This window comes from Micromonospora sp. D75, from assembly GCF_018070405.1.
GTDB classification, from domain to species: Bacteria; Actinomycetota; Actinomycetes; order Mycobacteriales; family Micromonosporaceae; genus Micromonospora; species Micromonospora chalcea.
In genome coordinates, this window is the sequence record NZ_JAGPXV010000239.1 from 1 (window position 1) to 8,169 (window position 8,169).

Here is an 8,169-nt window from a genome sequence, read left to right on the forward strand (position 1 = left end):
CCGACGGGACGGCGACCCCCTGTGTACGGCAGGATGCCTCTCCATGAGCACCCAGTCGCCCGCAGGCATCGATGAGCCCGGCGCGTCCGAGGCGGCGCCGCGATCGGCAGAGACGATTGACCACCCGTCCCGCTCGGACTGGTTCGTCCGCGGCGCCTCCGGTCTGATCGGCGGGCCGCTCGGCGACCACGCCGCCGCCCTGGACCGGCCGGCCGACCGCGAGAGCCGGTTCTGGACCGCCGGCCGGATCGTGCTGGCGCTGGTCTGCCTGACGCTGGCACTGCACTGGGTGCAGAAATCCCCCTGCCAGGACGGCGCGTGGCAGAACAACATCCAGTACACCCGCATGTGCTACACGGACGTGCTGGCGCTCTACTACGCCGAAGGGCTCAACGAGGGCAAGGTGCCCTACGCCGACCACCCGGTGGAGTACCCGGTGCTGACCGGCTACTTCATGGGCGCGCTCGGCCTGCCGGTGCACGCCCTCGGCGTCGACAACCCCGCCATCAACCAGGGGCAGTGGTTCTACAACCTCAACGCGCTGGTGCTCGGCGCGCTCGCCGTCGCCACCGTCGCGGTCATCCTCAGCCTGCGCCGCCGACGACCCTGGGACGCCGCGTTGTTCGCGCTCTCCCCGGCCCTGGTGCTCACCGCCACCGTCAACTGGGACCTGCTCGCCATCGGCCTGGCCGCGTTCGGCCTGCTGGCCTGGGCACGCGCCCGCCCCGACCGGTACGCGATGCTGCTGCCCGCGGTGGCGGGCGTCCTGATCGGACTCGGCGGCGCGGCCAAGATGTGGCCGCTGTTCCTCCTCGGCCCGATCCTGGTGCTCGCGCTGCGGGCCGGAAAACTGGCCGCCGGGCTCGTCGCCACCGCCACCGCACTGGTGTCCCTCGTGGCGGTCAACCTGCCGGTGGCGATCCCCTACCGGGAGAACTGGGAACGCTTCTTCGACCTGAACACCACACGACCCATCGACTGGGGCACGCTCTGGTACATCGGCCGCTACCTGGACGGCCGGATCAGCCCGTCCGCACCCGGCGAACTCGGGCCGTTCGAATGGCTCAACGCCAACATCCCCACGCTCAACTGGGTGTCGTACCTGCTCTTCGGGCTGGCCTGCCTCGGCGTGGCCGGGCTGGCGCTGCTGGCGCCGCGCCGGCCCCGGCTGGCCCAGCTCGCCTTCCTGGTGGTCGCCGCGTTCCTCATCTTCAGCAAGGTCTGGTCCCAGCAGTTCGTGCTCTGGCTGCTGCCGCTCGCGGTGCTCGCCCGGCCGCGCTGGGGCGCGTTCCTCGCCTGGCAGATCGCCGAGGTCGGCTACTTCGCCGCGTTCTACGGCGAACTGCTCGGCACCGCCATGTCCCGGCCCGTCTTCCCCGAGGGCGTCTTCGTGCTGGCGTCGAGCCTGCGCCTGATCACCGTGGCGGTGCTCTGCGGGTTCGTCATCCGGGACATCGTGCGGCCCGAACTCGACGCGGTCCGGCAGACCTACGCCGACGACCCCGACGGCGGGGTGCTCGACGGCGCGCCCGACGCGCCCTGGCACCAGCGCTGGCGGGCGCGCGCCGCCGAACAGCCCGCCGAACCCGTGCCCGTCTGAGCGACGGGAGCAGGTCGGTCTAGAGCCGGAACACGACCGCATCGCCGACCTGCTCCCGGGCCACGCCCAGCGCGTCGACCGGCCGGTCCAGCATCCCCTCCCACGGGGTGCCCTCCAGCTCGTCGCGCAACACCACCACGTTCTTCACGCCGATCTGCCGCAGGTAGTCGACGCTCGCGTAGTCCGGGAAGCTGACAGTGGCCTCCCGGATCCGGGCCTGCGACCGGGGCGTGAAGCCGCTGCCGCCGTTGACCATCGGCTGGAACCGGTCGGTGGACCAGAGCATCACCGGCTGATCCAGGTTCTGACTGCTCGGCAGCACGAGCATCGGCCCGTCCACGGTCCGCAGCGCCGCCGGCTGCCGCGGCACCACCGGCTGCGGCGTGGCGTTCAACCCCTCCACCAGCACCAGCGCCAACGGCAGCAGCGTCGCCAGCCGCAGCCACGGACCCGGCCACGGCGGCACCCGCTCGGCGGCCAGCTCGCGTACCCGCATGCAGAACGCGGTGACCGCACCCGCCGCGAGCAGGCCCAGCAGCAGCGTGGTCCAGAGCATCATCCGGCCCGGGGTCCGCAGCCCGCTCCAGCCCGGCAGGTAGTCGAACAACGGCACGTAGGTGAACCGGCCGCCGAAGAACCGGGTGCCCATCGCCAGCGCCATCGTCACCAGCACCCCGGCGAGCAGGAAGATCCGGTGCCGGACCCGCCACACCGAGAAGAACAGGCCCCCGGCGGCGAGCGCGTAGAGCACGAAGCCCGGCAGCAACGTCATCTCCGGATGCCAGGGCAGCACGGCCCGGGCGCCCTCGTGCAGACCACCCCAGACCCGGGACTCGGCCGGCGCGGTGAAGAACCCGCTCGCCGGCGGCGAGTAGAGCCCGATGTCGCCGATCGTGCGCTCCGCGTTCGGGTGCAGCTCGGCGACCTTGAAGTAGGGCACCGCCAGCGCCGCGCCCACCGCCGCGAAGACGAGCCCGCCCAGCACGTCGGCCAGGAACAGCCGCCGGCCGAACGGGCGCTTCACCTTGCGTCGCCGCACGAACCACAGCACCACCGAGACCAGGACCACCCCGGCCAGCATGTACGCGAACGGCAGCCCGATGCCGAAGCCGAGACTGAGCTGCCACGCGGCCATCAGCCACCCGGCGAACGCCCAGCCCGCGTGCCGGCGGCGCGGCCGGTACCCGTACCGCAGTGACCAGCCGTGCCCCCGGGCCAGCATGGCCAGCGCCAACGGGATGCCGCCGTTGGAGATGATGTGCAGGTGGCCGGCCTGGGCCAGCAGCCACGGCGCGTAGGCGAAGCTCGCCCCGGCCACCGCGCCGCCGATCCGGCCCGCGCCGAGCTGCCGGGCCAGCGCGTACGCGCCGAACGCGGCGAGCGCGTGCGCCAGCACGAACATGATGTTGTAGCGCAGCACGGCGTGCTCCGGGCCGACCCCGATCAGGCCGGCCGGGGCGTACCCGAGGAGCGTGTCGGAGAACGCGAAGCTCCAGTTCTCCGGATAGAACGTGTTCGAGTGCCACAGCTGCGCCGGGTTCGTCCGCAGGATGTGCCCGGACCAGGCCATCTGCCACGCCTGCAGGCTCGGGTCCCAGTAGTCCTGCGGCAGCGTGTGCCGCGGATAGCGCAGCGTGGGCCAGGTCATCGCCGCCGCCAGCGCCAGCGCGGCGACGACGGCGAGCGTCCACTCGTGCACCAGGAACCGGCCCACGGCGCGGACGGCCCGGCGGGGGCGGCCGAGCACCGGCTCGGGTGCCGGACCGAACGCGGACCAGGGGTCGGCCGGCTCGTCGTCGCCCGTACCGTCCTGCTTCGCGGCGTCGCTCTTCTCCGCGGCGTCGCCGTCCTTCTTGGCGGCGTCCGCTCTGTCCCGGGCCTCGGCCTCGGTCCCGGCCTCCGCCTTGTCGGTGCCGGCACCCGCCTTGTCGGCGGTGCTCGTCTTGTCGGCGGCGCTCGTCTTGTCGGCGGTGCTCGCCGCGCCTGCCGCCTTCGCCGCGCCGGTGCGGCGAGCCTTGCGGGTCCGCTTCGCCTTGGCGGCACTCGTCACCGTGCCCGCGGTGTCGTCCTCACCGGAGCTGTCCGCGCCGGACGCGCGTTCGTCGGGCGAGCCGCTCCCCGGCCCGGCCCCGGCCGCGTCGTCCGGCGGGTTCTTCGCGCCGGTCCCGTCCGCCCGGGTCTCGGCGCCGGACCGGCGGCCGGTCGTGCCGGACTTCTCGGCGGTCACTCCGCCGCACCCAACTGCCCGCGCAGGAACGCGATGTCGGCGGCCTGGCCCTCGACGCCGCCGGGGGTCTCCACGATCACCGGCGCGCCTGCCGCGCGGATCACCGCCACCAGCAGCTCCGGGTCGATGGTGCCGCCGGTGAGGTTGTCGTGCCGGTCCTGACCGGAGTTGAAGGCGCCCTTCGAGTTGTTCGCGTGGATCAGGTCGATCCGGCCGGTGATCGCCTTCACCCGGTCGACCAGGCCCAGCAGCTCCTCGCCGCCCGCGTGGGCGTGGCAGGTGTCGAGGCAGAAGCCGACCTCGTGGTCGCCGAGCGCGTCCCAGAGCCGGGCCAGCGAGTCGAGGTGCCGGGCACAGGCGTTGTCACCACCGGCGGTGTTCTCGATCAGCACCGGCAGCGGGAATCCGCCGGACTCCGCCGCGTACGCGAAGGTCTTGCGCCAGTTGTCGAAGCCGACGGCGACGTCCTGGCCGGCGTTGACGTGGCCGCCGTGCACGATCAGGCCCTTGGTGCCGACGGCCGCCGCGGCGTTGGCGTGGGCGAGCAGCAGCTTGCGGCTGGGGATGCGGATCCGGTTGTTGAGCGTGGCCACGTTGATCACGTACGGCGCGTGCACGTAGAGGTCGACGTCGGCGGCGCGCAGGCGCTCGGCGTCCTCGCGCGGCTTCGGGGCCTTCCAGCCCTGCGGGTCGGCCAGGAAGAACTGCACCGCCTCGGCCTGCCGGGCGGCCGCCTCGGCCAGCGGGTCGGTCGGATCGACGTGGGCTCCGATTCGCATGCAGGGCAGCCTACGTCGCGCCTGCGACGGTCGCCGCGCTCGCCGGAGACGCCCGGCGGGTCGGAGGCGTCACCACCCGGCCCGGCGGTCGTTGTCCGAGGTGGGATCGATGGTCGACGCTCCGCCCGGACGTGGTCCACAGCACGTACGGGTGAGGGGGCCGACGCCCGGTGACGGGACGCCCCGGCGTGCGGCCCGGCACGACGGGGCGGGATCCATCAGGAATCCGGCACATCAAATGGAAGTCCGGACTAAATCCTCAATTTACCCCAAGTGGTGACGAGAGCCATTGTATGGTCAGCACAGGTGACAACACGATAAAGCTCCGCGGGGCGTCTTCGATCCAACCTCATCGGTGTGGTCGTTCCTCCCCAGGTCCCACCCAAGGAATGCGGACGGGACGCCCCGCGGCCCCGTGGACAGGGGTCCACCTGCCGGCTCTCGAGGCCGAAGGTGGGCCCCTGTCGCCGCGTCCGGGCCGTGCCGGCCGACCGGTCCGGCCATGATCGTCCGCACCGGCTATCCTGGTCCGGTTGTCCGTGTCCAGCCGGGTTCCCCCGGAACCGGTCACGGCAACGACGCACGACCTCCTGCCACGGAAGGACCGTGGCCGCTTAGCCCACAGGAGGTGAGCACGTCTTGCGTCATTACGAAGTCATGGTGATCCTCGACCCCAGCCTCGAGGAGCGCACCGTCGCCCCGTCGCTCGACACGTACCTGAACGTGATCCGGACCGCGGGTGGCTCGGTGGAGAAGACCGACGTGTGGGGCCGCCGGCGCCTCGCGTACGAGATCAACAAGAAGGCCGAGGGCATCTACGCCGTCATCGACCTCCAGGCGACGCCGGAGGCCGTTGGCGAGCTGGACCGTCAGCTCCGACTCAACGAGTCGGTGCTGCGCACCAAGGTCATCCGTCCGGAGATGCGCTGAGCATCTAGTCCCGGCACGTCCGGATCAAGCCTCATCCACGCTGTCGTACGGCTCTGAGAGCCTGTACGGCACAAAGATGAGTGCGCGAGGAGATGGTCATGGCAGGAGACACCACCATCACGGTCATCGGCAACCTGACCGATGACCCCGAGTTGCGTTTCACCCCCTCCGGCGCGGCGGTCGCCAAGTTCCGGGTCGCTTCGACGCCCCGCTTCATGGACAAGGCCTCCGGCGAGTGGAAGGACGGCGAGCCGCTGTTCCTCTCGTGCACGGTCTGGCGCCAGGCCGCCGAGAACGTCGCCGAGTCGCTGCAGCGTGGCGCTCGGGTGATCGTGTCCGGCCGGCTGCGTCAGCGGTCGTACGAGACCCGTGAGGGTGAGAAGCGCACCGTCATCGAGCTGGAGGTCGACGAGATCGGCCCGTCGCTGCGCTACGCCACGGCGAAGGTGCAGAAGATGTCCCGCTCCGGCGGCGGTGGCGGCGGCTTCGGTGGTGGTGGCGGCCAGGGTGGCGGCGGAGGCAACTTCGACGACCCCTGGGCCTCTGCTGCCCCCGCCCCCTCCCGCGGTGGTTCGGGCGGAAACTTCGACGAGGAGCCTCCGTTCTAATGGCGCCGAGCGCCCGCGATCGCAAACCAGGAGCACGAGCAATGGCTAAGGCTGCGGCACTTCGCAAGCCGAAGAAGAAGGTGAACCCGCTCGACAAGGACGGGATCACCTACATCGACTACAAGGACACCGCGCTGCTGCGCAAGTTCATCTCCGACCGCGGCAAGATCCGCGCTCGGCGGGTGACCGGCGTGACCTCGCAGCAGCAGCGGCAGATCGCCCGTGCGGTCAAGAACGCCCGCGAGATGGCGCTCCTGCCGTACACGGCCACGGCCCGCTGAGAGGAGGCACGGACATGAAGATCATCCTCACTCAGGAGGTGTCCGGCCTCGGCTCTCCGGGCGACATCGTCGAGGTGAAGGACGGCTTCGGCCGTAACTACCTGCTGCCGCAGGGCTTCGCGATCGCCTGGACCAAGGGCGCGGAGAAGCAGGTCACGGTCATCAAGCGGGCCCGCTCGGCCCGCGAGATCCGCGACCTGGGCCACGCCACCGAGGTCAAGACCCAGATCGAGGGTCTGAAGGTCAACCTGAAGGCCCGCGCCGGCGACGGCGGCCGGCTCTTCGGCTCGGTCACCCCGGCCGAGATCGTCGACGCCGTCAAGGCCGCCGGCGGCCCGACCCTGGACCGCCGCCGGCTGGAGCTGCCCGGCCACATCAAGGCGCTCGGCTCCTACCCGGTCAGCATCCGGCTGCACCCCGAGGTGACCGCCAAGTTCGACCTGAACGTGGTCAAGGGCTGACACCCGTAGCACGACGCGATGGGCCCGCACCGGACACCGGTGCGGGCCCTTCCGCATCTCCGTCACCACGGCCCCGGCCGCACCTCCGGGTCTCAGCCGAGGGGGTTGCCGGTCACCGCGCTGATCACCACGGTCGACAGACCACCGCCCACCACGGCAGCCGCCAGCGCCACCGTCGCCGCCCGCCAGGTCGTCCCGACCTGCCGTAGCAGCACCGCCACCACCAGGCTGCTCACCAACGCCAAACCGAACCGCGGCGCCGCCGACACCAGCGAATCCAGGGCATGCGTACGCGGCGAGTCGCAGCCGCCACCGGTGATGTCGGTGACGCAACCCTCCGGCGGCTGACCGCTCAGGAACAGCAGACCGACGAGTAGCAGCACGGCCGGGACCAGATAGCAGGCCACCGTGTAGACCAGAGGCCGCAGCGGACCGCCCGGATCCGGATCCAGCAGGTCGTCTTCCAGCCGCCGGCCCCACGAGCCGCCACCGATCGTCTCCACCCGCCGGCGCAGCGTCGACCCGGCCGGCGTCACCGGCCGACCGCGCGGCACGGCACGCGGACGCGGAGCCGAGTACGCCACCGCCGGTGACCTCGGCGCCGACGGCGGTGTCTCCATCCACCGCGGATCGTCCCCGGCCAGCCGGGTACCCGACCAGAACGCCTCGGCCCGCTCCGGTGACGCCCATCCCTCCCGCACCGGCGGAGCCGTGCGATCCCACGGATCGACCTCGTCGCGCACCGGCTCCAGATAACCGGTGTCGGTGAACCGGTCCCACTCGCCCGTGTGCTCCGTGCGGTCCCACCGGCGTTCCGCCTGCTCCCAGCGGCCACCGGGCGCCGACCGGCCCCAGGCGTGCACGCCCGACGCGTCCCACGGGTCGACCGCAGGCGGCGGCTCCGGCGGTTCACGGTCGGCCGCCCGACGCCGCTGCCAGGGATCCGCCGCCGGCCGGGACTGCTCCGAACCCGACGGGGCCACCGACCGCGACCAGCCCGTCTCCGAAGCCGCCGAGGACGACCAGCCCGTCTCCGGAGCCGACCGGCCCGACGACGCCGACCGCGACCAGCCCGACTCCGACTCCGACGCCGGCCGCCGCAACTCCGGCACCGCCGACGCGGGCCAGTCGGCATCCGACGCGGCCGGACGGGACCGGTCCGAGCCCGCAACCGCCGAACGCGACCAGGCGGAGTCCGACGCCACCGGCGGCGGCCAGGAAGAACCCGACGCCGATCGACGCCGCCCGCCCGACCGCCCGCTGTCCCGCGCGGCTGCCGCGTC

The 8,169-nt window shown here is 72.2% G+C and carries 9 protein-coding genes; 5 read left to right on the forward strand and 4 right to left on the reverse strand.

Annotated elements, in window-relative coordinates; translation table 11 throughout:
* The first annotated feature begins 43 nt into the window (after positions 1-43).
* Positions 44-1,600 (forward strand): glycosyltransferase family 87 protein, encoded by a 1,557-nt coding sequence (locus tag KBX39_RS16050; protein ID WP_166456795.1) that lies wholly within the window; start codon positions 44-46, stop codon positions 1,598-1,600.
* Positions 1,601-1,619: 19 nt separating this feature from the next.
* On the opposite strand, the gene KBX39_RS16055 is transcribed toward KBX39_RS16050, so the two are convergent.
* Both KBX39_RS16055 and KBX39_RS16060 read right to left on the reverse strand, forming a co-directional pair.
* Positions 1,620-3,827 (reverse strand): hypothetical protein, encoded by a 2,208-nt coding sequence (locus KBX39_RS16055; RefSeq protein ID WP_210871304.1) that lies wholly within the window; start codon positions 3,825-3,827, stop codon positions 1,620-1,622.
* Positions 3,824-4,606: a deoxyribonuclease IV gene (locus KBX39_RS16060; protein WP_210871307.1), complete on the reverse strand. Its 783-nt coding sequence runs from the start codon at positions 4,604-4,606 to the stop codon at positions 3,824-3,826. Before KBX39_RS16060 ends, KBX39_RS16055 begins: the two co-directional genes overlap by 4 nt.
* A gap of 639 nt (positions 4,607-5,245) precedes the next feature.
* Here KBX39_RS16060 and rpsF point away from each other — a divergent pair.
* From rpsF to rplI, 4 genes are all read left to right on the forward strand, one after another.
* The gene (gene rpsF / locus KBX39_RS16065) at positions 5,246-5,536 is read left to right on the forward strand and encodes a 30S ribosomal protein S6 (protein WP_013289357.1); all 291 of its coding nucleotides are present in this window, start codon (positions 5,246-5,248) and stop codon (positions 5,534-5,536) included.
* An 80-nt stretch (positions 5,537-5,616) separates the two neighbouring features.
* Entirely contained in the window at positions 5,617-6,144 is a 528-nt protein-coding gene (locus KBX39_RS16070; RefSeq protein WP_018788497.1) for a single-stranded DNA-binding protein, read from the forward strand.
* A gap of 41 nt (positions 6,145-6,185) precedes the next feature.
* Entirely contained in the window at positions 6,186-6,425 is a 240-nt protein-coding gene (rpsR, locus tag KBX39_RS16075; RefSeq protein ID WP_007073789.1) for a 30S ribosomal protein S18, read from the forward strand.
* 14 nt (positions 6,426-6,439) lie between these two features.
* Complete coding sequence (gene rplI / locus KBX39_RS16080; protein WP_013289354.1) at positions 6,440-6,886, forward strand: 50S ribosomal protein L9; 447 nt, start codon at positions 6,440-6,442, stop codon at positions 6,884-6,886.
* 92 nt (positions 6,887-6,978) lie between these two features.
* Here rplI and KBX39_RS33365 read toward each other — a convergent pair whose 3' ends face one another.
* Together KBX39_RS33365 and KBX39_RS33370 are read right to left on the reverse strand one after the other, a co-directional pair.
* Positions 6,979-7,749: a hypothetical protein gene (locus KBX39_RS33365; protein ID WP_247660261.1), complete on the reverse strand. Its 771-nt coding sequence runs from the start codon at positions 7,747-7,749 to the stop codon at positions 6,979-6,981.
* Positions 7,750-7,795: 46 nt separating this feature from the next.
* Positions 7,796-8,169, reverse strand: a 374-nt coding sequence (locus KBX39_RS33370; protein WP_247660262.1) for a hypothetical protein, incomplete at its 5' end; no start/stop codon positions are given.

Bases quoted from the DNA above. Each gene is read 5' to 3' on its own strand.
- rpsR (WP_007073789.1), top strand. From the start codon at position 6,186: ATGGCTAAGGCTGCGGCACTTCGCAAGCCGAAGAAGAAGGTGAACCCG.
- KBX39_RS16060 (WP_210871307.1), bottom strand. From the start codon at position 4,606: ATGCGAATCGGAGCCCACGTCGATCCGACCGACCCGCTGGCCGAGGCG.
- KBX39_RS16050 (WP_166456795.1), top strand. From the start codon at position 44: ATGAGCACCCAGTCGCCCGCAGGCATCGATGAGCCCGGCGCGTCCGAG.
- rplI (WP_013289354.1), top strand. From the start codon at position 6,440: ATGAAGATCATCCTCACTCAGGAGGTGTCCGGCCTCGGCTCTCCGGGC.